This window comes from Microbacterium sp. AK009 (genome assembly GCF_013410955.1).
Taxonomy (GTDB): Bacteria; Actinomycetota; Actinomycetes; order Actinomycetales; family Microbacteriaceae; genus Microbacterium.
Genome location: NZ_JACCCG010000006.1, coordinates 55645 through 77892, shown reverse-complemented (window position 1 = coordinate 77892; position 22248 = coordinate 55645). Strand labels below are relative to the sequence as shown.

Below are 22248 nucleotides of genomic sequence, written 5' to 3'. Positions count from 1 at the left end.
TGAGAAGGAGCACGCGAGCCACCGTATTGTTAATGAGAATCATTCTCAAAATCGGAGGTGCGGATGCGAGGCGAAGCCGAGGTGACCGAGGCGGTGTCGTCGACGGATGGCGCCGAGGGGCCTGTGACGGTGGTTCGCCTGCGCCGGGTCGGCGTCGAGTTCGGCGGGCGGATGGCGCTCATGGACGTGTCGACGCACGTCGACCGCGGCGCGGTGACCGTGATCACCGGGCCCAACGGAGCGGGGAAATCGACGCTGCTGGAGGTGATCGCCGGGGTGCGGGCGCCCTCGCGCGGGGCGCGGGAGGCGGCGGTGACCGTGGTGTCCGCCTTCGTGCCGCAGCTCGTGGCGGTCACCCCTCTCCTTCCGGTGACCGTCGAGGAGGTGATTGCGCTGGGGATTCGTCGCGGGGTGTCGCGCGCGCGCCGGACCCACCTGGTGGATGAGGCGATGCGACGACTCGCGATCGAATCGCTTGCGCACACCCCGATCGCGGACGTGTCGGGCGGGCAGCGCCAGCGCGCACTGCTGGCGCAGGCGTGGGTGCGTCGACCCGACATAATGCTCCTCGATGAGCCGACCACCGGGCTCGATGCGGCGAATGCCGCGCGCATCCGTCAGATCATCCGCGAGGAGGCGCGGAGGGGCGCCGCGGTGGTCTGCGTCTCGCACGACCCCGCCGTGCGGGCGATCGCCGACCGCGTCATTCGTCTGCAGGACGGCAGGACTCCAGGCGATTACTGATAACGATTATCAATCCGTTACACTGGGGCCTATGCGTGCGACCCGACTCGTTCCCCTCTTCGCCGTGACCGCGGCATCCGCTTTCGCCCTCGCCGGCTGCGCCACCGCGACCGGATCGTCATCGTCGGCGGGGAGTGCCGATGCGGCGCGTGACGCTGTTCAGGTCGTGGCGTCGACGAACGTCTACGGGCAGATCGTCGAAGAGATCGGGGGCGACGCGGTCGCCGTCACCTCGATCGTGAGCTCCGCCGCGCAGGACCCGCACTCCTACGAGCCGAGCGCCCAGGACACCCTCGCGATCTCGAACGCCGAGCTCATCGTCGAGAACGGCGGTGGCTACGACGCGTTCATCGACGCGCTCATCGAGTCCAGTGGCAGCGAGGCCCACGTGATCACCGCCGTCGAGTTCTCCCACGACTACCCCGGTGCCGAAGCGCACTCCGACGACCACTCCGAGGAGGGCGGCGCGGCCGAGGGCGCCGCCGATGCCGCGGCGGAGGAGGAGCACGCGCACGAGGAGGGCGAGGAGCATGCCCACGACGAGGGCGAGCACGATCACGCCCACATCGAAGGCTTCAACGAGCACGTCTGGTACGACCCGCACACCATCGTCCACGTCGCCGAGGCGGTCGCCGACGAGCTGAGCGAGCTCCGACCCGAGGAGGCCGACACCTTCGCGGCGAACCTCGACGCGTTCACCGGTGAGATCGAGGGTCTTGAGGACTCCCTCGGCGCGATCGCCGGTGAGCAGCAGGGTGCTCACGTCTTCGTCACCGAACCGGTGCCGGTCTACCTCGCCGCGGCGGCGGGGCTGGAGAACGTGACCCCCGAGGCGTTCAGCGAGGCTGTCGAGGAGGGGCAGGATGTTCCGCCCGCGACGCTCCTCGAGTCGCTCGACCTGCTCGGGGCCGATGACGTGCGCGTGGTGATCACGAACACCCAGACGGGCGGCGCCGAGACCGAGCAGATCGTCTCCGAGGCCGATTCGCTGAGCATCCCGGTGATCGCGTTTTCGGAAACCCTCCCGGAGGGGGAGACTTACATCTCGTGGATGCAGGCGAACATCACCGCTCTCAGCGACGCCCTCGCGGAGTGACGTCCACGGCGCCGGCGCTGGAGATCCGGGATGCGGCGCTCCGGCGCTCCGGTCGCGAACTGTGGTCGGGACTCGACCTCTCCGTCGCACCCGGTGAGCTCATCGCCGTCCTCGGCCCGAGCGGCTCGGGCAAGACGACGCTGCTGCAGGCGATCCTGGGCCTGCAATCCCTGAGCTCGGGCACCATCTCCGTCCTGGGAGAGCCGGTACGCGCGGGCGGAAACCGCCGCATCGGGTACATCCCGCAGTCGCGGCCGCTCCCGCGCGACGTCGCCCTGCGCGGCCGCGACGTCGTGGCGCTCGGAGTCAACGGGCACCGCTTCGGGCTCCCCATCCCACGGCGCCGCGACGCGGCGCGGGTGGACAAGCTGATCGATGAGGTGGGCGCCCGCGCCTTCGCCGACCGTCCCGTCGGCGTTCTCTCGGGCGGGGAGCAGCAGCGGCTGCGCATCGGCCAGGCCCTCGCCGACGACCCGAAGCTCCTGCTCTGCGACGAGCCGCTCACGAGCCTCGACCTCGCGAACCAGCGCGCCGTGGTCGACCTCATCGACCGCCATCGCCGCGACCGCGACGCCGCCGTCCTTCTGGTGACGCACGACGTCAACCCGCTGCTGACCAAGGTCGACCGGATCCTGTACATCGCCGGCGGACGATTCACTCTGGGGCGCCCCGACGAGGTACTGCGCTCCGAGGTCCTGACCGAGCTGTACGGCACACCCGTCTTCGTCCTGCGTGCCGGTGACCGGCTCGTCGTGGTCGGCGCGCCGGATGCCGAGGATGCGCACCATCACCACCACGACGAGGACCACTCGTGAGCTGGGACGCCATCTGGGAGGCGATGTTCGGCGGCCTCCCGGTCTACGGCCAGCTGCTCGGACTCGTCTCGAACGCGGTGTGGGCCGGCGCTGCGCTCGGCCTCGTCGGCGGTCTCGTCGGGGTCTTCGTCATGCAGCGGGACATGGCCTTCGCCGTCCATGGGATCAGCGAACTCTCCTTCGCCGGTGCCGCGGCCGCCCTCCTCATCGGCGTCGACGTCGTGACCGGCTCGATCTTCGGATCCCTGATCGCCGCCGCCCTGATCGGCTGGCTCGGCGCACGCGCGAGAGACCGCAATTCGATCATCGGCGTCCTCATGCCGTTCGGCCTCGGCCTCGGCATCCTGTTCCTGTCTCTCTACGACGGGCGAAGCGCCAACCGTTTCAGCCTGCTCACCGGGCAGATCGTGTCGGTGCAGACCGGACAGCTCGGCTGGCTGATCGGGATCAGCCTCATCGTGCTGCTCGGGATGCTGGTGATCTGGCGTCCGCTCCGCTTCGACTCGCTCGACCCGCAGTCCGCCGCAGCGCGCGGTGTGCCGACCACCGCGGTGTCGCTGATCTTCATGATCCTCCTCGGCCTCATCGTCGCCGTGGCCGTCCACATCATCGGCGCGCTGCTGGTGATGGCTCTCCTCGTGACACCGGCCGCCGCCGCGATGCGCGTCGCCCACGGGCCGCTGTCGGTGCCGCTCCTGGCGGCCGCCTTCGGCTTCGTGTCCGCCGTCGGCGGCATCCTCCTCGCCATCGCCGGCACACTGCCGGTGAGCCCCTACATCACCACGATCTCGTTCGTGATCTACCTCGTCTGCCGCGTGATCGGCGGCCGGCAGGGGCGGGTCGTCCGGATGCGCGGGGGTGAGGGGCGTCCAGCGGCGGTTCAGGGCGCCTCGGTAAACTCCTGATCATGGCCCAGCGGAACACGTGGCAGCGCGAACGCGTGCGCGAAGCCCTCGCCGACGCCCGCGGCTTCGTCAGCGCCCAGTCGCTGCACGCCACACTCCGCGACGAGAACACCGGCATCGGCCTGGCCACCGTGTATCGGGCGCTGGCCGGTCTGGCCGCGAACGGTCAGGCCGACTCGCTGCAGAGCCCGGAGGGCGAGAGCCTGTACCGCGCCTGTGTGTCGGCGGGACACCACCATCACCTGATCTGCCGCAACTGCGGCAAGACCGTCGAGATCGAAGCGACGGATGTCGAGGACTGGGCGCGACGCACGGCGACCGCTCATGGGTTCACTCAGGCCGAGCACATCGTCGACATCTTCGGATACTGCTCCGCCTGTACGGCCGGAGCCGGTGAGCGTGACACGGACTGACCCGGCCCCCCGCGTCGCTCCGCCGGAGCATCGCGATCGGACCGTGACCCGCGACGGGTCGCGGCCCTCGGCGACCGCGCGAGCGCTGGTCGCGCTCGGCATCGGCGTCGCCGTTGTCGTCGGGCTCTTCCTCGTCGATGCGCTCGCGCCGGCGATCTTCCCCGACCCGCTGCCGACCCGCGCGCAGGACGGACTCACTCTCGCCGTCAGCGTGCTCATCGAGTCGCTGCCGTTCGTCGTGCTGGGCGTCGTGCTCTCCATCGCGGTGCAGGTCTGGGTGCCGCCGGGACTGATCGAGAGATGGATGCCGCGGCGCGCGTGGGCGCGCCGGGCCGTCCTCTCCCTCCTCGGCATGCTCATTCCGGTCTGCGAGTGCGGCAACGTGCCGTTCGCCCGTGGCCTGCTGATGCGCGGGTTCAGCGTGTCCGAGACGATGACGTTCCTCATCGCCGCTCCGATCGTGAACCCGATCGTGATCATCACCACGCACGCCGCCTTCGGGTTCGACGACGGGATCCTCGTTGTCCGACTCATCGGCGGGTATCTCATCGCGAACCTCATCGGGTGGCTGTACAGCCGTCACCCGAGCCCGGACGCCCTCCTCACCGACCGGTTCCGTGACACGTGCGCACTGCAGCTGGCGCGTGGTCCGGTGGAGGCGGGGTCGGCGGGCGCCCTCGGTGAGCGCGGGCGTCGTAGCCTCGCGCAGTTGGTGATCGAGCTGCGCGCCGTGATGCCGGCGCTCATCATCGGCTCGGCGATCGCCGGAGCCGTGCAGGTGCTGATCCCCCGCGACGTGCTGCTGGCGATCGGATCGAACCCTGCGATGTCGATCGTGGCCATGATCGCCTTGGCGATGGTGGTGTCGATCTGCTCGAACGTCGACTCGTTCTTCGCGCTGTCGTTCGCCTCGACGTTCACGCCCGGGTCGCTCGTCGCCTTCCTCCTCGTCGGACCCCTCGTCGACGTGAAGATGCTCGCCCTCATGCGCACCACCTTCACCACCCGCGCGCTCGCCGGTGTCGTCGTCGTGGTGATCCTCGCCGCCTTCGCGATCGGGACGGGGGTGAACCTCCTTGCCTGAGCGCTCCGCCCTCCTCACGCGCTGGCTCGGCGTGGGCCTCGCCACGATCCTCGCCGTCATCACCGTCTCGCTCGCCCTCACCGGGCGACTGGGCCTGTACATCAACCCCGAGTCGTCGTGGTTCGCGGTGTCGATGTCGATCCTCGTGCTGATCGGAGCCGTGATGAGCTTCTTGCTCCCGGTGGGGGCCGAAGACGATCACGGGCACGATCACGGTGACGGCGTGGGGCACGGGCACGGTGAGGGTGCGGGGCACGGGCACGAGCATCCGCTGGATGCCGCCCTCGTCGACGATCACGATGCCGCTGCCGACCAATCGGCTCCCGCCGCTTCCGCCGCTCCCGTCCTCACCCGGGCTCAGGCGCGCGCTGGTGCATCCCGTCCGCGTTCGTCCCGCCCACCGCGGGCACCGCGACCGGGTCGAGCACCGCGACCCGCTGAGGCGCCTCGGGCATCGCGCGCAAGCCGCCGCTCCCTGGGACTGCTCGCGACCGGAACCGGGGCGGTCCTCGCCTCGGCGGTCGTGCTGCTGACACTGGTTCTCCCCCCTCGTTCCCTTTCGGCCGAGCTCGCGATCTCCCGCGACGTCGGCGCCCCGCCCCTCTTCGGCGGAACTGATGTGGTCACCCTGGCACGCACCGGCGACACCGCGTCCTTCGGCGTCGGAGAGTGGTCGGCAGTGTTCGCCACCGCCACGAATCCCGAGGCGTTCGACGGCGACCCGGTCACGCTGACCGGATTCGTCACCCCTGGAGAGGACGGCGGATTCGCCCTGTCGAGGCTGGTGATCACGCACTGCGTGATCGACGCCCAGTCGGCGAGCCTCCCGGTCGCCGTCGGCGAGAGCGAGGCCGGCGAAGATGCAGAGACCGGTCAGTGGGTCACGGTCGAGGGCATGGTGCGCGCCAACTCCGACGGGCGCCTGTTCATCGACGCCGCGACGGTGGAGCTGATCGACGAACCCGAGGACCCGCATGAGTACTGACCGCGTACGCTCCTCGGCGCGCACGCGGTCGACTCGCCGCGCGTTCGTGCTGCCCTTCCTCATCGTCGCCGCACTTCTCGGCGCCCTTGGTCTTGCGGGAGCCGCCGTGAGCACCCTCCAGGGCCCCCGGGTGACTGCGGTGGATGTCGATCCCGAGGCGGCTGCCGCGGCATCCGGGGGTCGCCTGATCGTCTCGACCTCGCTGCCGCTCGCGGAAGTCACGGCTGATCAGGTCAGCATCACGCCCGAGGTGCCGTTCGCGGTCGACACGTCGGGGCGCAGCCTCGGGGTGCGCTTCGGGCTGCCGCTGCGGGATGACACCGAGTACACGATCAGCATCGAGGGGCTGACCGCCGCGGGCGGCGGGCCCGCGACCGAGGTCGTCGAGACCTTCCGGACGCCGCGCGCCGAGGTCTTCCTGCTGCAGCGCGGGGACGGAGACGACACCGTGTTCCGTACCGACCTCACCGGTGACGACGCCGAGGCCGTGTTCACGCACCCGCACATCGAGGACTTCCGCGCGACCTCCCGACACCTCGTGATGTCGGTCCTCGCCGACGACGAATCGGCTGAGCTGATCGTCACGAACCTCGAGGGCGAGGATGAGCGCAGTCTGCCGCTGCCCGGCGACGGCCTCGTCACGAATCTCCAGAGCGCCGACCGCGGCGAGGTGGTCGGATACCTCTACACCGATGAGGATGTCAGCGCCGGCGGTGCACGCGAGAGCCGCCTCTACACGGCATCCCTCGCGCGGGGCGCCGCAGAGACCGAGCCGACTGAGATCGCGATCGATGGGGCCGACCCCCGCATCGCGGAATGGCGGTTCGTGCCCGACACCGACAGCATCCTGCTGCTCTCCTTCGACGGGCAGCTTCTCCTGACCGGCGCGGACGGCGCTGATTCGACACCGCTCGGCACGGCGCTCTCGATCAGCGGGATCGCCCGGGGTTCGTCGGAGGCGGTCGTCGAGCGCGCCGACGGACCGGCGGTCATCGACCTGACGGATGCCTCCGAGGAGCCGCTGGCGGTTCCGGAGGCCGATCTCGGAACGGTCACCGCCATCACTCCCCTGCCCGATGGCGGGACGATCCGCTCTGCTGCGGTGTTCGGCGCCGACGGCACCCCGACCGGATCGACGGCCGTCGTGCGCGTCGGAGTCGACGGAACCACGAGCGCCCTCACCGAGATCGGGGCCGAGGACGCCGTGGTGCAGACATGCGTGTCGCCGAGCGCACGCTACCTCGCCGTGCTCGTCGCGCCGGCTGCCGCGCAGAACGCGTACGACGACTACCGTCTGCCGCTCCCCGAGCGACTTCAGACCCGCATCGTCGAGATCGACGACGGCACACAGGTCGTCTCGCTGCAGGGCTTCGACATCTCGTGGTGTCAGGTGCCGCCGCGGTGAGCATGACTTCCGATGGACACGTCGAGGCGGGCTCGGGGCTCCGCCCCGCCTCCCGCGCGGACGTCGCGGGACTGCCCGTGGAGGTGGCGCCGCGGCTGCTCGGAGGGGTGCTCGAGGTGACCGTCGACGGAGAGACCGTGGCCGTCCGTCTCTCCGAGGTCGAGGCCTACCACGGCCGGGGCACGGGCCCGGTGCCCGATCCCGGGTCGCATGCCCGCATGGGGCCGACCGCGCGCAATGCCACCATGTGGGGGGAGCCCGGTCACCTCTACGTCTACCTGAGTCATGGGATCCATTCGTGTGTGAACGTCGTGTGCGGCCCCGAAGGCACAGCAGGCGGGATCCTCCTCCGCGCGGGCGAGATCGTACGGGGGAGGGATGTCGCGGTGCGTCGTCGCACCGCCGCCCGCGTGTCGGTTCCGGCTGGCGCTGCCTCCCATGCGTCGTCACCCGTCGGCGCTGTCTCCCCTCCGTCGTCACCCGCCGGCGCTGCCTCCCGTGCGTCGTCACCTGCCGGCGCTGTCTACCCTCCGTCGTCACCCGCCGGCGCTGCCTCCCGCGCTTTCGCCTTGCCGCACCGTGACCTCGCCCGCGGACCCGGCCGATTGAGCCAGGCCGTGGGTCTCCGGCATCCGGTTCACGACGGAATCGACGCGATCACGTCGGAGCCGCGCGCGGGAGCCGTGGCAAGACTCCTCCTCCCTGACGGACTCCTTCCCCAGACGGTCTCGGGGCCGCGGGTCGGCGTTGCAGGCGTCGCGGGCACCGCCGCGTTCCCGTGGCGCTTCTGGATCGACGGCGATCCGACGGTGTCCCCTTTCCGGTGGGGACGCGGCGCCCGCGAGGCTGACATCCGCGACACCTGAGGATCGCGGCTCGCGCGGCGCCGACACCCGCACTACCCGAGGGTCGCCGCCACCGACCATGAGACCCGGCGCGCCCGGCGGTCGAGATCTCCACCTCGAAGTCGATGCGCGAACCCGTGGTCAGAATCCTTCGGGCTTGGTCGCGATGCCGTCGAGCCAGAGACGGTCCCCCGCGTCGGCGTGCGTGCCACCCGACCCGACATGCTTCGGGTCGATCCGGTCACCCTTGGTGATGACGTGGACCATCGCCATGGCATGACCGCGCCCCAGGTCGTAGTCGGACTTCAGCCACTCGATGATCTCCGTCGCCTTCACGCCGGCGGTGTCGAGTCCTCGCTCGTGGGCGGCCTCGACGAGTTGTCGGGGGGTGAGTCCCGTCTTGCGTTCGATGGTGTCGAGATAGGCCTGGAAAGACATCCCGTGCTCCTTGACGTTCGTTCGGTGGAGACGCCGCCATCTGCGGCAGTCGCCAGTATATCGAAGAAAACTTCGTATGCAAGTATTGCCTGAATAGAACGCGTGTACTAATATCGAGTCATGACGACACCACTCGCGGGGATCGCGCAAGCGCTCGAAGCGCTGGCGCTCGCGGGGGGTGACCGTGTGCCGTCGGCGCTCAGCCCGTCTGAGTTGATCGCGGTGACCCACGCTTTCGGCTCGTTGAAGAGGCACGTCGACGCGGCCTACGCCGGTGTTGCGGCGGAGGTCGCGCGGCAGTCGCGCGCCGAGCTCGGTAAGGACTCACTGGCGAAGCGGCAGGGATTCGCGTCGCCCGCGGTTCTCCTTTCGACGACGACCGGCACGAGCGTCGGTGAGTCCGTGCGGATGATCCAGGTCGGTGAGGCGACGGCGCCGCGCACCGCCTTGAGCGGTGAGCAGCTGCCGGCCAGGCATCCGCACGTCGCGGGCGCGGTAGCGGCTGGGCGGATCGGGATGACGGCTGCCTCCTCGATCGTGACCATGTTGACGAAGCTCGCACTGCGCGTGGACTCCGCGCGGCTCGACGACGCCGAGCGACAGATGTGCGACCTCGCACCGGGATTGCGCCCCGACGAGCTGGCCAAGCTTCTCGCGCGCGTGGAGGCGCATCTCGACCCCGATGGCGTCGCGCCGCGACACGAAGAGCTCCGGGGCGCGCGGACGCTCGTCATCCAGGAGCGGGACGGGATGCTGGTCATCTCGGCGAAGCTCGACGTGGAGACTGGCGCGCCGGTCAAGGCCGCGATCGAGTCGATCGTCGGTGCGACTCTCCGTCGGAACGAGCACTCCCCGGACGACGACCGGGATGCCCGGTCGGTGAAGCAGATGAGTGCTGACGCTCTCGCCGACATCTGCCGGCACGCCATCGGATGCGACGACGTTCCGACCGCGCCGTCGGCGACCGTGGTGATCCGCATGGACCTCGCATCCCTCGAGAGCGGCCTCGGCACGGCGACGATCGACGGCATCGCACAGCCGGTGCCCGCGGGGATCATTCGCCGAATGGCCGCCGACCAGCAGCTCATTCCGTGCGTGCTCGGCGGCGAGAGCGAGATCCTCGACTGGGGTCGCACCCGTCGACTTTTCACGACGGCCCAGAAGCTCGCCATCGCCGAGCGTGACGGAGGATGCATCGACTGTGGCGCACCCCCCGCGTGGTGTCACGTGCATCACATCTCGTGGTGGAACAGGGACGGCGGCCGGACCGACCTCCCAAACGGCGTTCTCCTGTGCACCGGATGTCATCATCGTCTTCATTCCGACGGGTGGGAGATCATCGTCGAAGGTCCCGGGATCGACGCCCGTGTGTACCTTCTGCCACCACCCTGGATCGATCCACAGCGGAAGCCGCGATTGGCTGGGCGAGCCCGCTATCGCTTGACCGCTTGATCCTCGACCGGCAGTTCTTGATCCTCGACCGGCAGTTCGCGCGTCATCAAGACGGTGACGCTGGACACCGCGGCCGGCCGTGCGGCGGCGAGGGGCTCGAACGCCGCCCCCGGCGATTAGGTCGCGCCCGCGGCATCCGGTACCATCGAGGTTTGTCTGCGCGCACTCCAGCGTGTAGTACGTACCCCTCCTTCGATGCCGGCCCACGGTCGCGCCCGAAACGGGGTGCAGACAAGGGATCTTGGGTGGCACCGTCCGGTGTCACGGTACAGAAGGAGACATCACCATGGCAGCAGTGTGCCAGGTGACTGGAGCGGTTCCCGGCTTCGGTCACAACATCTCGCACTCGCACCGCCGGACGAAGCGCCGCTTCGACCCGAACGTGCAGAAGAAGACCTACTACGTTCCCTCGCTCGGTCGGAAGATCACGCTGAACGTGTCGGCCAAGGGCATCAAGGTCATCGACGTCCGCGGCATCGAGTCGGTCGTGAAGGACCTCATCGCGAAGGGTGTGAAGCTCTAATGGCGAAGAAGGCTCAGGACGTTCGTCCGATCATCAAGCTGCGCTCGACCGCCGGCACGGGGTACACCTACGTGACGCGTAAGAACCGCCGCAACAACCCCGACCGCATCGTGCTGAAGAAGTACGACCCGGTCATCCGCAAGCACGTCGAATTCCGAGAGGAGCGCTGATCGCATGGCCAAGAAGAGCAAGATCGCGCGCAACAACCAGCGCAAGGAGATCGTCGAGCGCTACGCGGCCAAGCGGGCCGAGCTGAAGAAGGCCCTCGTCAGCCCCACGAGCACAGACGAAGAGCGCGAAGCCGCCCGCCTGGGCCTGCAGAAGCTGCCCCGCGACGCATCGCCGGTTCGCCTGCGTCAGCGCGACGCCATCGACGGCCGTCCCCGCGGAAACCTCCGCAAGTTCGGCATCTCGCGCGTGCGCTTCCGCGACATGGCCCACCGTGGCGAGTTGCCCGGTGTGACCAAGTCGTCCTGGTGATCACAACCAGCCGCTGAAGGGCGGGAGTTCTCCGGAGCTCCCGCCCTTCGCCGTTCCTCACCCCGCCACCCGCCGGTGCGCGACGGCCACATCGGTCACCACCTCGTCCGTCGACTCGCCGCGCACGTGCGGATACTGCGCCTTCAGCAGATCGGCGAGCTGGTCCACGATCGCGGCGAGTGCGCGCCCTGCACTGACGACGGCGACGCGCGGAGACGCCACCGCCGCGTCACGCAGCTCGAGCACGTACTCCATCGCCTGCGGCGCCGAGAGCCGACGCGACTCGTCCGCGAAGTAGAAGATCTCGGAGTTCTGCACCAGATCTGCCGTCAGCACCGCGAGTGACTCGGTCACCCGGTCGATGATCGACGCGGCCCGCTCAGCACTGAACACCTCGATGTCTTCGGCGGCCCGCGATCGACGAAGGCTCTCGATCTGCAGCCCGAAGGCGCGTCTGCGCGCGAGGGCAGGGTAGAGCTGCATGAACCACGAGACCGCTGCCGACAGCAGCGCGAAGCCCATGAGAGCCTCCAGCGGAGACACCACCCGCAGCACCGGTTGAGCCGGCACGACGTCGCCGAGCCCGAGCGTGGTGAGGGCGACGAGCGACATCGTCACCGACTCGGCGAAGGGATTGAACTCCGCCGGATCCAGACTCTGATAGGCGAATCCGTCGGGCATGTGCGGCAGGTAGACCAGCGCCCAGCCGAGGGTGATGAGGGCGACCCAGACTCCGATGACGACGAGGATGGTCAGGGGGGCGGAGGCGGGGAATCGGCGACTCGGCACGATCGCCCACGACAACCGGAAGATGACGTGCGTCAGCCGGCCGGTTTCGCTCGGGCGCAGCAGCGTTCGGAACACGTCGTGGAGCGCCGTGACGATCAAGATGACGCCGACCAGGGTGGCGACGATACCGGGGAAGGTCATGCGGGTCACGGTAGGCGATGCCCGGCGATCAGGCACCGACCGAGGTCCTGCGGAGGTGGTCGCTCGTAGACTCAGGTGTCCCCGGGAAAGGAATGCCGTGCCACTCGACCCGGTCTTCGCCGACCGCCTTCGCGTCCACCGGAAGTATCTGTTCGGTCAGGCCGTGTCACGGCTGAAGAAGCGCCTGTCCGCGATCTGGCCCTTCGACTCGACCGCGAGCGGTCCCGCGCCCCGGAAGCGCACCGCGTCGCCATCGAGCCCGCGAGCCCGCGCGCGGGCGAAGCATCGCCGCGCTGCCCTGGCCTGGGATCGCACCGAGCTCGAGACCGTCGGGACGCCGGGCCCCGACATCCGCACGAGAGAGCACACCGTGGAGGTTGCGGGGCGACCCGCCGTGCGGGTGCGCGTCTACGACCCGCGCGAGTCCGGCGCGGGTGCCGCCGCGGCGCCCCTCCCCGCGGTGCTGGCCTTCTTCGGCGGCGCCTTCCGCATCGGCGGAATCGACTACCCGACCACCGATGCCGGATTCCGCCGCCGCGCCGCCGACGCCGACGTCGTCATCGTCGCCGTCGACTACGCCCTCGCCCCCGAGCACCGCTATCCGGTCGCCGTCGAGCAGGGCGCGGCGGCCCTCCGCTGGCTGTTCGCCCACGCCGCCGAGCTCGACGTCGACGTCGACCGCATCGGCATCCTCGGCACTTCCGCGGGAGCGAACCTCGCCGCGGCCGTCACCCTCCTCAACCGCGACGGCGAAGATCCACTCCCCGTGCGACTGCAGGTGCTCGAGGTCCCGGTGCTCGACCTCACGGGCCGCCACCTCGACCTCCGGGCGACCCGGGCGCTGGGCGTGCCGACCGTCATCGCGCTCCGCGAACTCCGCTCGGTCGCGCGCACCTACCTGTCTCACCGGCGGATGGCCCGCGAGCCCCTCGCCTCCCCGCTCCGCGCCGCGTCGCACGCGGGGCTCCCGCCCGCGGTGATCCTCACCGCCGAGTTCGATCCGCTCCGCGGTGACGGCGCCGCCTACGCCGCAGCGCTCCGCGCGGCCGGCGTCGACGCCAGCGCCGTGCAGTACCTGGGCGTGACCCACGACACCCCCATCTTCACCGGCGTGCTTCCCGCCGCCCGCCGGTGGCACGGCGACGTGGTCGCCGCTCTCCGCCGGCTCCACGGGGTCTGACGGCCGCGGGCGCAACCGCGGAGCCGCGGAGCGACACCCCGCCCGTCACCGCGGCGCGTGGGCGCGCCGAGCGTCATCCCCGCCGTTGTGCACGCTCTCCGGCCGCCTCCTCCGAGAAGGGCCCGAGAGGTACGCCAGAGCGCCTCAGGCGCCACAACAGCACCACAGAACGGGCGACACGCCGCCCATTCCGTCCGCCAGGAGCCGAAATCCGCGAATTTCCGCGGTTCCGTGGGTATATTCGACCCCGGTCGGTCCGACCAGCCGGCGGCGAACCCCGCCCCGGTCCACGTAGCAGAAGGCGACCTGCGGTCGCCCTGGAGGACAATCCACATGGCTGACAAGTCCATCACCAAGACCGAACTCGTCGCGAGCATCGCGAGCGCCACGGGTCAGAGCCAGTCCGCCGTGTCCGGCGTGCTCGACTCGCTCTTCTCCACGGTGTCGGAGGCGGTGGCCAAGGGCAGCAAGGTCTCCATCCCCGGATGGATCTCCTTCGAGCAGGTCGAGACCTCGGCTCGCACCGGCCGCAACCCGCAGACCGGCGAAGAGATCAAGATCCCCGCCGGCAAGCGCGTCAAGGTGACCGCCGGCTCCAAGCTCAAGGCAGCGGTCAAGTAATCACGATCGCACGCTGATCAGAAGGGGGATGTCGCACACCGCGGCATCCCCCTTCGGCATCCTCCGCGCCCAGCCGCCGCCCACCACCCGCGCGTAGGCTGGTGGGGTGAACTCCCGCGCGCTGCGGGCCGCCGGGCCCGTGATCCTGGTTGCCGCGGCGCTCGTCACCCTCATCGCCGGACTCGCTCTCGGCGGGGGCGCAGCCCCGCTGCTCATCGGCGATCCCGGCCCCGTCGCCCGCTGGGGCCTTCCCGTTGCCAAGCTTCTGGTCAATCTCTCGGCCGCCGGCATGGTGGGCGCCCTGGTCCTCGCGCTCTTCGCGCTCCGCGCGGGGGAGCGCGAGTTCGATGTCGCCCTCGACACCGCATCGGTCTCGGCGGCGGTCTTCACCGTCTCCGCTGCGGCCACCGGCTTCCTCACCTTCGTCGACGCGTTCAACCCCGCCATCAGCGCCGGCGCCGAGTTCGGCGCTCAGCTCGGCCGCTTCCTCGTCGAGACCGAGCCCGGCCGGGCGTGGCTCCTCACGACGATCGCGGGGGCCGCCCTCACGGTCCTCACCTTCGCGGTGCGCTCGTGGCTGGCCACGATGATCGTCGCCCTCGCCGCCATCGCCGCGCTCATCCCGATGGCCACGCAGGGCCACTCCGGCGAGGAGGCCAACCACAACTCCGCCGTGGTCGCCCTCGCCCTCCACATCATCGCGGCCGCGGCCTGGCTCGGTGGGCTTCTCCTCCTCGTCATCCTCCGGCCCGTCCTCGACCGCTCCCGCCTCACCGTCGTCCTCAGCCGCTACTCGAGCATCGCCCTGGCCGCCTTCCTCGTCGTCGCCCTCTCCGGCACCGTCCGCGCGGCGATCGGCGTGGTCACTCCCGAGGCGCTCCTCAGCCCCTACGGCGCGATCCTGGTGGTGAAGGTGATCGCCCTCATCGCCATCGGAGTCTTCGGAGCCTGGTATCGCCGTGGCGCCATCGCCCGGCTGGATCAGAAGGCGGATGCCGCGGCCCGCCGCTTCTGGGGGATCATCGCCGTCGAACTGGCGTTCATGGGCATCGCCAGCGGCGCCGCCGCCGCGCTCGCGCGCACACCCCCGCCGGTCGACACCGCCCTCCCGGCCGTCCGCACCCCGGCCGAAGTCCTCACCGGCGCGCCGCTCCCGCCCGAGTTCACCCTCGACCGGTGGCTGACGGCGTGGGACCTCGACCTCCTCTGGGCGACCGCCGCCGGATTCGGGCTGTTCTTCTACCTCGCCGGCGTCTGGCGCCTGCGCCGCCGCGGCGACCGATGGCCGGTGTACCGCACCGTGCTGTGGAGCCTCGGGGTCGCGCTGCTCTTCTGGGTGACGAGCGGGCCGATCAACGCCTACCAGGACTACCTCTTCAGCGTGCACATGCTCGGCCACATGCTGCTGTCGATGGCGATCCCCGCCCTCCTCGTCGCGGGTGCCCCGGTGACCCTGGCGGCGCGCGCGATCCACAAGCGCGACGACGGCACGCGCGGCGGACGGGAGTGGATCCTCTGGGCGGTCCACACGCCGTTCTCCCGTGTTCTGACGAATCCGTTCGTCGCGGCCGGGCTCTTCATCGGCTCACTCTGGGCGTTCTACTACACCGATCTCTTCCGGTGGTCGCTCTACGACCACCTCGGGCACGAGTGGATGATCGCCCACTTCCTCATCACCGGCTACCTCTTCGCCCTCACCCTCATCGGCATCGACCCGGTGCCGTGGCGCCTGCCGTACGCGGGACGGCTGCTGCTGCTCATCGGCGTCATGGCGATGCACGCGTTCTTCGGCGTGGCGATGATGATGCAGTCGGGTCTCATGGTCGCCGAGTGGTTCGGGTCGATGGGTCGCACCTGGGGGCCGACCCCGCTCGAAGACCAGTACATCGGCGGGGGCCTCGCCTGGTCCATCGGCGAGATCCCGACCCTCATCCTCGCCATCACCGTCGCGATCCAGTGGAGCCGCAGCGACGCGCGCGATCAGAAGCGCAGCGACCGCCACGCCGACCGCACCGACGACGCCGAGCTCGCGGCGTACAACGCCCAGCTCGCCGCCCTCGCCCAGCGCGACGCGGAGCGGGCCGAGCGCGACGCCCACGTCAGTCGCTGATCCTCCCGACGGCGATCACTGCGTCTCCGAACTCGTGATCGAGATCGACGCGCGCCCTTCGGGATCGACGGTGATGCTTCCCGCGAGGGAGAACGGCACGTCTTCCTCCGTGCTCTTCACGCGCCCGTCGAAGAGCGAGCGGATGTCGACAGTGATCCGCGCCACGGCCGGGGTCGGCGGAATCGTCCAGTTCGCCCCGTCCGGCTCCAGTCGGACGACCGGCTGCTGCACGATCGACCAGCTCGGCGGTGAGACGATGCGGTCCTGCACCTGGTAGCCGAAGGGGCACCCGGTCGGCTGGAGCACCTCCTGGGCGGCGCACTCGGTGAGGAATCCCTCCACACGGTCCTGCACCACCGAGACGAACTCCTCCGTCGGCTGGGCCTGGAGCGACACCGGCACCGAGGAGAACGGACTGTCCGACACCACGGCCACACCGGGCGTCTTCGAGATGGCCGTGTCCACCGAGACGGAGTAGATACCGGGGGAGAACACCAGCAGCGACACCGGCGCCGACGGGTCGGCCTCCGCGCCGTCGGGGGAAACCTGCCGCTTGTCGAGGGAGAACCCGTTGACGTCGAACGTCATCGACCCCTGCACGGCCACCTGCATGACCGCGAGCGGGCTCGTGGCGAACCGCCAGGTGGGAAGCGGCCCCACCGACCCGTCGCGCTCGACCTCGAAGGTCGTGGTCCCCTCGAACTGCCCGGCCCGATAGGCGGCGGTCACGCGCGTGACGCTGCGATCCTCCTCCTCGCCGACGATCTCCACGCCACCGAGGGCGGCGAGGGCGTCGCGACGCAGAAGCGCCTGCGACGCGGTCGGGGGCAGCCCCGCCGCCTCGAGCGCCTCGATGTCGACCGAGACCCCCGGGGTGGCGAGCGCCTCGGCGGCACGCCCGTCGGCGAGAAGACCCAGGTACCGCTCGACGAAGGCCGCGGGGCTGTAGAACTCGCGGTACAGCGTGGCGCCGGCAGCGACGAAGGAGGCGACCAGGAGCGCCCCGACGACGCCGAGCAGGGCGAGGTCGGTGGCCAGGCGCGAGCGTGAGCGACGCCCGCCCCTCGCCGCCGCCCCCTGCTGCATGAGCCCAGTCTAGGAAACCGCTCCCCGCTGTGCGCCGAGCTCGCGAGCGGCGAGCTGGTGAACGGCCGCCGCAGCGGCCAGCTGGCCCGCCGCGATCGCGACGGCGAGTGAGGCCATGGGGCCGGGCATCGCCGCCGTGTGCGCCATGTCGCCCGCCGCGAACACGCCCGGCAGGCTCGTGCGACCCATCGGGTCGACCTCCACGCCCCCCGACGGCAGGGTCGCAAGCCCCAGCTGCGCCGCGAACGGCGACCGCTGCGTGGATGTCGGGGCGACGAAGAGTCCGCCGACCTCGGTGCTGTCGCCATCGCGCCGCCGCACGACCAGACCGTCGTCCGTCGGCTCGACGGCGGTCACCTCGTCGGGGTCGATCACCACGACCGCCGACCCGATCGGCGCGAGCATCGCCCGGTGGGCGGCCGCGTGCGCACCCGATCCGAGGATGCCGATGCGCTTCCCGCTCAGCTCATGCCCGTGGCAGAACGGGCAGTGCGCGACCTCGCGCCCCCAGGCCGCGGCGAGTCCGGGGATCGGCGGCAGCTCGTCGCGCAGGCCGGTCGCGAGGATCAGGACGGATGCCGCGAACGCGCCGTCGTCCGTCATCGCGGCGAACCCGCCGTCATCCCGTGCCTCGACGGCGTGCACCTCCGTCTCGACGATACGCACCGTCGCGTAGCCCGCGAGGTCCTCGCGCGCGAGCCGGCGGAGCTCCGCAGGCGCACGCCCGTCGTGCGTGATGAGGTTCTGGGCGTGGTCGACCGTGGCGTTGCGGTACTCGCCCGAGTCGAACAGCATCACCTGCCGATGCATCCGACCCAGCGTCAGGGCTGCCTGCAGGCCGGCGGGTCCGCCGCCGATCACGATGGCGTCGATCATGTGTCCTCCTCGAAGGGGTTGCGTCGGAGCCCATCGTGTGACTTCATGTCGACATGAAGTCAAGCGGCCTCCCCATCGGCGATGCGGCGACGCGGTTCTCGCTCCCGACCCACGTGCTGCGGCACTGGGAGGACGCCGGCCTCCTGGCGCCTGCCCGCGACGGCGGCGGCCGCCGGCGGTACAGCGACGACGACCTCGTGCGCATCGCCGTGATCCTCCGCAGCAAGGCGGCGGGGATGTCGCTGGATCAGATCCGCGTGCTGCTGGACGATCAGGCCCCGGAGCGGCACCGCGTGCTCGAGGCGCACCTGGCCGACCTGGCTGAGCGGGTGGCCGAGATGGAGCGGTCGCGCCTCATGACCGAGCACGCCCTCCGTTGCCAGGCGCACGACATCACCGCCTGCCCGCGGTTCCGCGAGATCGTCACCGGCGTCGTGGCGGGGACGAGGCGCTGGCCCACAGATCTCGCGGACCCGTCGACGCCGAGCCGCGGCATCCGTCTACCATGAACCGGTGACCACGCCCGCGCTCTCCGCCGAGCAGGAGGCGCTGTTCCGGCTCATCGAGGACTCGCGCGACCACGTCTTCGTCACCGGCCGCGCCGGAACCGGCAAGTCCACCCTGCTGCAGCACCTGGCCTGGAACACCTCGAAGCAGATCGCAGTCTGCGCCCCGACCGGGGTCGCCGCCCTCAACGTCGAGGGTCAGACGATCCATTCCCTGTTCCGATTGCCGATCGGGCTCATCGCGAACACCGATCTCGACCAGTCCGATGCGACACGGCGCATCCTCAATGCCATCGACACCCTCGTGATCGACGAGATCTCCATGGTCAACGCCGACCTCATGGACGGCATCGATCGCGCGCTCCGTCAGGCGCGCGGCCGACGCGCCGAGCCCTTCGGCGGCGTCCAGATCGTCATGTTCGGCGACCCCTACCAGCTCGCTCCCGTGCCGCCCCGCGGCGACGAGATGCGCTACATCCGCGACCACTATCGCTCGTTCTGGTTCTTCGACGCCAAGGTGTGGACGGGCGAGGTCGCCGGTGACGGGCTGATGGAACTCGGCGCCTACGGCGCCTCGCTGCACGTGCGCGAGCTCGCCGAGATCCACCGGCAGGCCGACCCCGCGTTCAAGGCCATGCTCAACGCCGTCCGCCACGGGCGGGTCACCGCCGACATCGCCCAGGTGCTCAACGACACCGGTGCCCGCACGCCCCCGCACCCCGACGACGGCGAGCACCCCGTCATCACGCTCGCCACCCGCAACGACATCGTCAACAACATCAACCGCCGCCACCTCACCGAGCTCGTCGGTCGCGAGCAGACCGCGGTCGCCGAGATCAACGGCGACTTCGGGCGCGGCGAGGCGAACTACCCCGCCGACACCGAGCTGAAGCTGAAGGTGGGAGCGCAGGTGATGTTCCTGCGCAACGACACCCAGGGCTACGGCGATCCGCCGCGCTGGGTCAACGGCACGATGGGCACGGTCACCCGCATCGCGGGTGGCACCGTGCGGGTCGAGGTCGACGGGCAGGAGTTCGACGTCGAACCCGCGGTCTGGGAGAGGTTCCGCTACGCCTACAACGCCGGGTCCCGCACGCTCACCCGTGAGGTCGTCGCCGAGTTCACCCAGTTCCCGCTGCGGCTGGCGTGGGCGGTGACCATCCACAAATCGCAGGGCAAGACCTACGACCGCGCGGTGATCGATCTGGGCTCGGGCGCATTCGCACCCGGACAGACGTACGTGGCGCTGTCGAGGCTCACCTCTCTCGACGGGCTCTACCTGTCGCGACCGCTCCGGCCGAGCGACATCCGCGTGGATCCGGATGTCGCGCGGTGGATGCACGAGCACGTGCGCCGCCCCGCGGCATCCTGACCCTCAGGCGACGGCTTCCGCCTTCGCGGCGGCAAGGTCTTCGAACAGCTCGGTGTTGTAGCGATATGCGCGCAGCACCTCGTCGATGACGCGTTCCTGCTCGTCGACGTCCCACGGGGCGGCGTCGAGCTGCTCGCGGTAGACCTCCTTGAAGCCCCGCGGGTCAGCGATCTCGCTGAAGAGGTAGAAGCCGATGCCGTTGGTCTCGAACCCGAAGCGCCGAGCCATGAGGCGCCCGATGAACAGGCCCCCCGACAGGTCGCCGAGGTAGCGGGTGTAGTGGTGCGCCACGAATCCGCCCGGCCAGGTCGCCCCGACCTGGCGGATGCGCTCCACGTAGGCACGGGTCGTCGGAAGAGGGCTGATGCGGTCTCGCCAGTCGGCACCGATGAGGAACGCGAGGTCGGCTTCGAGGGCGGGGAGCCTGGTCAGCTTGTCGGAGATGAAGACGGATGCCACGGGGTCGCGCCGCATCTGCTCGGCGGCCGTCTCCAGCGCGTCGTAGATGAACCAGTGCTGAGCGACCAGGGCGATGTAGTCCTCACGGGTACCGGCGCCCTCGATGAGGTCGGCCATGAATCCGGACCGCTCGCTGGAGGAGTGCGCGCTGCTGGAGCGCTCACGCAGCGTCGCCGAGAACGGGATGAGGTCGGCCATGCGCCTCATCATAGGCGACTTAGGGTCACCTAACCAGCGTCGGTCAGTGCGGGCGAGGGGTGACGCCCAGGCGACGGCAGGCCTCGTCGTAGAGCGCGACGATCTCCCGCCGCACCTCGGGGCGCTCGGTGATGGCGCCCCCGGGCCAGTCCACGCGCACGGCGACCTCGTCGCCCGCCTCGGTCTCGGCCGCCCAGTCGCCCCCCGCGCCGTCGAGCCCCGTCATCCGCGCTGCCCGGAAGGCGCCCGACGAACCGAACGCGCTCACGATCAGCAGATTGTCGTCGCGGTGGTCGTCGTTCATGTGCCGGAGGATCGCCGCGACCGTGGAGTCGTCGAAACGGTGGGTCACAGCTGACCACCCTACGACCAGGAGCGTTCATACAGCCCCCGTGTGCTTAGATTCTCGAGGACGACGATGCTCCTGGGGGGTGACATGCGGTTGCGTTCGGATCGATCGCGCGCCCTTCGCGGCGCCCTCGCGACGGTCGTGGCAGGTGCGGTCGCCCTCGGGCTGACCGCCTGCTCCCCCGACCAGACGGTGTCGATCGACGTGCCCGCACAGGTCGAGGGTTCCCTGCCCGACGACATGGTCGTCCAGCTGCAGGACGCGGTGACCTTCGCCATGGCCGCCACCGGGTCGACCGGCGCCGTCGTGGGCGTCTGGGCGCCGTGGAGCGGATCGTGGGTGTCGGGGGTCGGGACGACCGCCCCCGGCGGCGCGGAGACCTCCGCCGACAGCACCTTCCGCGCCGGACAGGTGACCCGCGCCATGACCTGCGACGCGGTCTACCTCGTCGCCGAGCAGGGCCTGATCGACCTCGACGCGCCCATCACCGACTACGTCTCGGGTTTCGCCGGACTCGCCGACATCACCGTCGAGCAGCTGTGCGACGGCACTTCCGGCCTCGGCGATTACGCACCGCGTCTGCTGGGCAGCTTCCTCACCACGCCCGACCGCATCTGGAATCCGCGTGAGCTCGCCGGCTACGGCGTCGGCACGACCGCGGATGTGACGCCCGGCGCTGCGTTCCGCGATTCCGACTCGGGGTATCTGCTCGCCGGGCTCGTCCTGGAACGCGTGACGGGTCGCTCGGCCGCCGATGTGCTGCAGGACGACGTCTTCGAGCCGCTCGCGTTGACGGGCACCCGGCTTCCGGGCGCGGCGGCCTCCGCGCCTTCGGCGGAGGGTCCGGTCCTCGACGGGCTCTGGTCGCCGGATGCGGAGGGCGGCATCAACTGCGCGGAGCCGCTGAACATCACCGAGGCCTCGGCGAGCTTCGGCTGGACCGACGCCGGGGTCGTGACGACGATCGACGATCTCGGGCGGTACGCACAGGGACTGGCCTCCAACGCCCTCGGCGTCGACACCGACGAGCGCTACGACGCGCCTCTCCCGCCCTACGACGGTGCCCCGTCGTGGCAGACCACCGCGGGCGGCGTCGTGCAGGCGGGCTCGATGATCGGCCAGTACGGCGCGACGCCCGGCTACATCACCGCCGCCTTCGCCGACCCCCAGACCGGCCTCACCGTCGCGGTCTCTCTGAACAACTCGCGTGCCTCCGACGCGATCGCGGCGTTCGTCGCCTGGCAGCTCGCGGCGATCGCCTCCAAGGCGCCCGCCGCATCAGGGCAGACCGCGCCCGAGGCAGGCCTGCCGTGGACCCCCGAGCAGCAGCGCGACGCCATCGCCCAGAACGCGATCTGCCCCCTCCCGTGACCGCG

25 protein-coding genes are annotated in these 22248 nt (G+C 70.4%); 19 read left to right on the top strand and 6 right to left on the bottom strand.

Annotated elements, in window-relative coordinates:
* Positions 1–63 precede the first annotated feature (63 nt).
* From HDC37_RS13965 to HDC37_RS13925, 9 genes are read left to right on the top strand one after another with little or no spacing between them, the layout of a single operon-like run.
* Positions 64–744 carry a metal ABC transporter ATP-binding protein gene (locus tag HDC37_RS13965; protein ID WP_179561011.1) on the top strand — a complete coding sequence of 227 codons (681 nt, stop codon included), beginning with the start codon at positions 64–66 and terminating at the stop codon, positions 742–744.
* 31 nt (positions 745–775) lie between these two features.
* A complete protein-coding gene (locus HDC37_RS13960) occupies positions 776–1840 on the top strand; it encodes a metal ABC transporter solute-binding protein, Zn/Mn family (protein ID WP_179561010.1) in 1065 nt (354 codons plus the stop codon).
* Positions 1837–2655: a metal ABC transporter ATP-binding protein gene (locus HDC37_RS13955; RefSeq protein ID WP_179561009.1), complete on the top strand. Its 819-nt coding sequence runs from the start codon at positions 1837–1839 to the stop codon at positions 2653–2655. The genes HDC37_RS13960 and HDC37_RS13955 overlap by 4 nt, the downstream gene beginning before the upstream one ends.
* Positions 2656–2678: 23 nt before the next feature.
* Positions 2679–3560 carry a metal ABC transporter permease gene (locus HDC37_RS13950; protein ID WP_218869866.1) on the top strand — a complete coding sequence of 294 codons (882 nt, stop codon included), beginning with the start codon at positions 2679–2681 and terminating at the stop codon, positions 3558–3560.
* Between the two features lie 2 nt (positions 3561–3562).
* Positions 3563–3973, top strand: a complete 411-nt coding sequence (locus HDC37_RS13945; RefSeq protein WP_179561007.1) for a Fur family transcriptional regulator — start codon at positions 3563–3565, stop codon at positions 3971–3973.
* A gap of 43 nt (positions 3974–4016) precedes the next feature.
* Positions 4017–5057, top strand: coding sequence for a permease (locus tag HDC37_RS13940; RefSeq protein ID WP_308472224.1), 1041 nt, complete (start codon positions 4017–4019; stop codon positions 5055–5057).
* Complete coding sequence (locus tag HDC37_RS13935; RefSeq protein WP_179561005.1) at positions 5050–6042, top strand: DUF1980 domain-containing protein; 993 nt, start codon at positions 5050–5052, stop codon at positions 6040–6042. The genes HDC37_RS13940 and HDC37_RS13935 overlap by 8 nt, the downstream gene beginning before the upstream one ends.
* Positions 6032–7447, top strand: a complete 1416-nt coding sequence (locus HDC37_RS13930) for a hypothetical protein (RefSeq protein WP_179561004.1) — start codon at positions 6032–6034, stop codon at positions 7445–7447. The genes HDC37_RS13935 and HDC37_RS13930 overlap by 11 nt, the downstream gene beginning before the upstream one ends.
* Positions 7444–8313: a DNA-3-methyladenine glycosylase gene (locus HDC37_RS13925; protein ID WP_374939189.1), complete on the top strand. Its 870-nt coding sequence runs from the start codon at positions 7444–7446 to the stop codon at positions 8311–8313. Before HDC37_RS13930 ends, HDC37_RS13925 begins: the two co-directional genes overlap by 4 nt.
* Before the next feature lie 120 nt (positions 8314–8433).
* On the opposite strand, the gene HDC37_RS13920 is transcribed toward HDC37_RS13925, so the two are convergent.
* On the bottom strand, positions 8434–8730 hold the full coding sequence (locus HDC37_RS13920) for a DUF4287 domain-containing protein (protein ID WP_179561003.1): 297 nt from the start codon (positions 8728–8730) through the stop codon (positions 8434–8436).
* Between the two features lie 120 nt (positions 8731–8850).
* Here HDC37_RS13920 and HDC37_RS13915 point away from each other — a divergent pair, with 120 nt between their 5' ends.
* The 4 genes from HDC37_RS13915 (at position 8851) to rpsN (ending at position 11185) form a co-directional block, all read left to right on the top strand.
* On the top strand, positions 8851–10182 hold the full coding sequence (locus HDC37_RS13915; protein WP_179561002.1) for an HNH endonuclease signature motif containing protein: 1332 nt from the start codon (positions 8851–8853) through the stop codon (positions 10180–10182).
* A 286-nt stretch (positions 10183–10468) separates the two neighbouring features.
* Positions 10469–10705, top strand: a complete 237-nt coding sequence (gene rpmB, locus HDC37_RS13910; RefSeq protein ID WP_124291907.1) for a 50S ribosomal protein L28 — start codon at positions 10469–10471, stop codon at positions 10703–10705.
* Positions 10705–10875 carry a 50S ribosomal protein L33 gene (gene rpmG, locus HDC37_RS13905; RefSeq protein ID WP_005051772.1) on the top strand — a complete coding sequence of 57 codons (171 nt, stop codon included), beginning with the start codon at positions 10705–10707 and terminating at the stop codon, positions 10873–10875. Before rpmB ends, rpmG begins: the two co-directional genes overlap by 1 nt.
* Positions 10876–10879: 4 nt before the next feature.
* Positions 10880–11185 carry a 30S ribosomal protein S14 gene (gene rpsN, locus HDC37_RS13900; RefSeq protein ID WP_179561001.1) on the top strand — a complete coding sequence of 102 codons (306 nt, stop codon included), beginning with the start codon at positions 10880–10882 and terminating at the stop codon, positions 11183–11185.
* A gap of 57 nt (positions 11186–11242) precedes the next feature.
* On the opposite strand, the gene HDC37_RS13895 is transcribed toward rpsN, so the two are convergent.
* Positions 11243–12115, bottom strand: coding sequence for a potassium channel family protein (locus tag HDC37_RS13895; RefSeq protein WP_179561000.1), 873 nt, complete (start codon positions 12113–12115; stop codon positions 11243–11245).
* 97 nt (positions 12116–12212) lie between these two features.
* Between HDC37_RS13895 and HDC37_RS13890 the strand changes: the two genes are divergently transcribed.
* From HDC37_RS13890 to HDC37_RS13880, 3 genes are all read left to right on the top strand, one after another.
* Positions 12213–13295 (top strand): alpha/beta hydrolase, encoded by a 1083-nt coding sequence (locus HDC37_RS13890; RefSeq protein WP_179560999.1) that lies wholly within the window; start codon positions 12213–12215, stop codon positions 13293–13295.
* A gap of 333 nt (positions 13296–13628) precedes the next feature.
* Positions 13629–13916, top strand: a complete 288-nt coding sequence (locus HDC37_RS13885) for an HU family DNA-binding protein (RefSeq protein WP_124291903.1) — start codon at positions 13629–13631, stop codon at positions 13914–13916.
* Between the two features lie 106 nt (positions 13917–14022).
* The gene (locus HDC37_RS13880) at positions 14023–16026 is read left to right on the top strand and encodes a cytochrome c oxidase assembly protein (RefSeq protein ID WP_308472223.1); all 2004 of its coding nucleotides are present in this window, start codon (positions 14023–14025) and stop codon (positions 16024–16026) included.
* Positions 16027–16041: 15 nt separating this feature from the next.
* Here the strand turns inward: HDC37_RS13880 and HDC37_RS13875 are convergent, their stop codons facing one another.
* Both HDC37_RS13875 and HDC37_RS13870 read right to left on the bottom strand, forming a co-directional pair.
* Positions 16042–17112, bottom strand: coding sequence for a hypothetical protein (locus HDC37_RS13875; protein ID WP_179560998.1), 1071 nt, complete (start codon positions 17110–17112; stop codon positions 16042–16044).
* A 9-nt stretch (positions 17113–17121) separates the two neighbouring features.
* Positions 17122–17988 carry an NAD(P)/FAD-dependent oxidoreductase gene (locus HDC37_RS13870; RefSeq protein WP_179560997.1) on the bottom strand — a complete coding sequence of 289 codons (867 nt, stop codon included), beginning with the start codon at positions 17986–17988 and terminating at the stop codon, positions 17122–17124.
* Positions 17989–18041: 53 nt separating this feature from the next.
* On the opposite strand from HDC37_RS13870, the gene HDC37_RS13865 reads away from it, so the two are divergent.
* Positions 18042–18497, top strand: coding sequence for a MerR family transcriptional regulator (locus tag HDC37_RS13865; RefSeq protein ID WP_179560996.1), 456 nt, complete (start codon positions 18042–18044; stop codon positions 18495–18497).
* Between the two features lie 4 nt (positions 18498–18501).
* Positions 18502–19866, top strand: a complete 1365-nt coding sequence (locus HDC37_RS13860) for an ATP-dependent RecD-like DNA helicase (protein WP_179560995.1) — start codon at positions 18502–18504, stop codon at positions 19864–19866.
* Between the two features lie 3 nt (positions 19867–19869).
* Here HDC37_RS13860 and HDC37_RS13855 read toward each other — a convergent pair whose 3' ends face one another.
* Both HDC37_RS13855 and HDC37_RS13850 read right to left on the bottom strand, forming a co-directional pair.
* Entirely contained in the window at positions 19870–20523 is a 654-nt protein-coding gene (locus tag HDC37_RS13855) for a heme oxygenase (biliverdin-producing) (RefSeq protein ID WP_179560994.1), read from the bottom strand.
* A 43-nt stretch (positions 20524–20566) separates the two neighbouring features.
* On the bottom strand, positions 20567–20875 hold the full coding sequence (locus tag HDC37_RS13850) for a DUF2470 domain-containing protein (protein ID WP_179560993.1): 309 nt from the start codon (positions 20873–20875) through the stop codon (positions 20567–20569).
* An 84-nt stretch (positions 20876–20959) separates the two neighbouring features.
* Between HDC37_RS13850 and HDC37_RS13845 the strand changes: the two genes are divergently transcribed.
* Positions 20960–22243, top strand: a complete 1284-nt coding sequence (locus tag HDC37_RS13845; RefSeq protein WP_179560992.1) for a serine hydrolase — start codon at positions 20960–20962, stop codon at positions 22241–22243.
* The last annotated feature ends 5 nt before the right edge of the window (positions 22244–22248 follow it).

Excerpts from the sequence above, each read along its gene's own strand:
- HDC37_RS13965 (WP_179561011.1), top strand. The coding sequence starts at position 64 with ATGCGAGGCGAAGCCGAGGTGACCGAGGCGGTGTCGTCGACGGATGGC.
- HDC37_RS13960 (WP_179561010.1), top strand. The coding sequence starts at position 776 with ATGCGTGCGACCCGACTCGTTCCCCTCTTCGCCGTGACCGCGGCATCC.
- HDC37_RS13950 (WP_218869866.1), top strand. The coding sequence starts at position 2,679 with ATGTTCGGCGGCCTCCCGGTCTACGGCCAGCTGCTCGGACTCGTCTCG.
- HDC37_RS13945 (WP_179561007.1), top strand. The coding sequence starts at position 3,563 with ATGGCCCAGCGGAACACGTGGCAGCGCGAACGCGTGCGCGAAGCCCTC.
- HDC37_RS13930 (WP_179561004.1), top strand. The coding sequence starts at position 6,032 with ATGAGTACTGACCGCGTACGCTCCTCGGCGCGCACGCGGTCGACTCGC.
- HDC37_RS13920 (WP_179561003.1), bottom strand. The coding sequence starts at position 8,730 with ATGTCTTTCCAGGCCTATCTCGACACCATCGAACGCAAGACGGGACTC.
- HDC37_RS13915 (WP_179561002.1), top strand. The coding sequence starts at position 8,851 with ATGACGACACCACTCGCGGGGATCGCGCAAGCGCTCGAAGCGCTGGCG.
- rpmB (WP_124291907.1), top strand. The coding sequence starts at position 10,469 with ATGGCAGCAGTGTGCCAGGTGACTGGAGCGGTTCCCGGCTTCGGTCAC.
- rpmG (WP_005051772.1), top strand. The coding sequence starts at position 10,705 with ATGGCGAAGAAGGCTCAGGACGTTCGTCCGATCATCAAGCTGCGCTCG.
- rpsN (WP_179561001.1), top strand. The coding sequence starts at position 10,880 with ATGGCCAAGAAGAGCAAGATCGCGCGCAACAACCAGCGCAAGGAGATC.
- HDC37_RS13895 (WP_179561000.1), bottom strand. The coding sequence starts at position 12,115 with ATGACCTTCCCCGGTATCGTCGCCACCCTGGTCGGCGTCATCTTGATC.
- HDC37_RS13885 (WP_124291903.1), top strand. The coding sequence starts at position 13,629 with ATGGCTGACAAGTCCATCACCAAGACCGAACTCGTCGCGAGCATCGCG.
- HDC37_RS13875 (WP_179560998.1), bottom strand. The coding sequence starts at position 17,112 with ATGCAGCAGGGGGCGGCGGCGAGGGGCGGGCGTCGCTCACGCTCGCGC.
- HDC37_RS13870 (WP_179560997.1), bottom strand. The coding sequence starts at position 17,988 with ATGATCGACGCCATCGTGATCGGCGGCGGACCCGCCGGCCTGCAGGCA.
- HDC37_RS13865 (WP_179560996.1), top strand. The coding sequence starts at position 18,042 with ATGAAGTCAAGCGGCCTCCCCATCGGCGATGCGGCGACGCGGTTCTCG.
- HDC37_RS13855 (WP_179560994.1), bottom strand. The coding sequence starts at position 20,523 with ATGGCCGACCTCATCCCGTTCTCGGCGACGCTGCGTGAGCGCTCCAGC.
- HDC37_RS13845 (WP_179560992.1), top strand. The coding sequence starts at position 20,960 with ATGCGGTTGCGTTCGGATCGATCGCGCGCCCTTCGCGGCGCCCTCGCG.